The organism is Turicibacter sp. T129 (assembly GCF_025594975.1).
Taxonomy (GTDB): Bacteria; Bacillota_I; Bacilli_A; order MOL361; family Turicibacteraceae; genus Turicibacter; species Turicibacter bilis.
In genome coordinates this window covers 1-1,235 of the sequence record NZ_JAMQUU010000118.1, presented here as the reverse complement: position 1 = coordinate 1,235, position 1,235 = coordinate 1, and the positions used below count along the sequence as shown (strand labels likewise).

General features: G+C 31.3%; 1 protein-coding gene. It reads left to right on the top strand.

All coding sequences use genetic code 11. From position 1 onward, the window contains the following. Window positions 1–125 precede the first annotated feature (125 nt). A protein-coding gene (locus NEH75_RS13280; protein WP_262949018.1) for an IS630 family transposase occupies window positions 126–1,158 on the top strand; the annotation gives its coding sequence in 2 pieces (ribosomal slippage) (window positions 126–623 and window positions 625–1,158; 1,032 coding nt in all). Window positions 1,159–1,235: the final 77 nt, after the last annotated feature.

Genomic DNA, 1,235 nt, shown 5'->3' with positions numbered 1-1,235 from the left:
TATATATATAAACAGAAATGTATTTCATAGTTTTAAATTCAAACATTCGTGGTCAAAATTCGTCAAAATCTATGTTAAAATAGTAGGGATTAAACATACATTTTAAAATAGAAATTGGGGCAACTATGAATCAGACAGAATTAAAATCAATTGAAACAGCGATGCGTGAAACATCATCTAAACAACTTTATACTCGTTATCAAGTGATCTATTTACACTTACAAGGATACAAAAATGTAGAAATCGCTAAGATGGTTCCCTTCACTGCTCAGACCATCGGAACACATGTTAGAAATTATAAAAAGTATGGACTTGAGGGATTAAACCCACGCCCAAAATCAGGCTGTCCGAAGAAACTTTCACCTTCACAGGAAGCTTCTTTAATTGAAACAATAGTTGAGAAAACACCTTCAAGTGTTGGGCTAGAACCTTATATGACTTGGAATTGTAAGCTTCTATGTCTTTGGGTAAAAAGAGAATTTGATATCTCATTTACTAAAGGAGGAATGCGTGACATGTTGTTACGCTTAGGTTTTAGCTACACACGTCCGACTTACTCATTAGCGAGAGCTAGTCAAGAAAAACAAGAGGGATTTAGACAGGAATTTGAACAATTAAAAAATTTTGATTCGTGGAGAGATTGATCATTTATTGTTTCAAGATGAAAGTTCCATTAGAGATTATCAATCATTAGTCAATAATTGGTTTCCCAAAGGAAAACAACGGATCATTCCTACTTACGGAAATAATAAAAGTGTCAAATTAATAGGAATCCTTAACTATGAGACAGGTCACGTTTATGTTCAAGAAGAAGAACGTTACACAGCTGAGATTTTTCTTAAATTCTTAAACAATGTTTTAAAGGAATATCCAAGTGGAAAGATTGTTTTGATTTTAGATAATGCAAGAATTCATCACGCTAAAGTCATACAACCTTTTTTAAACGAACACAAAAATAGATTAAGGTTAGTCTTTTTACCACCTTATAGTCCTGAATTAAACTTAATTGAAGGATTATGGAAATGGTTAAAACAATCTGTGATTCATAATGTCTTTTATAAAAATATAAATGAGATTAGAAACGCTGTTCAAGGATTTATTCAACATATCAATGAAAGACCTTCAAAAGTGATCCAAAGACTCTGCGAAAAAATGTGAAAAACTTATCTGTTTCTATATATATTGATTATATAGAGGATTATTTTAAAGATAATAATCCGGATGAAAATTGGGAT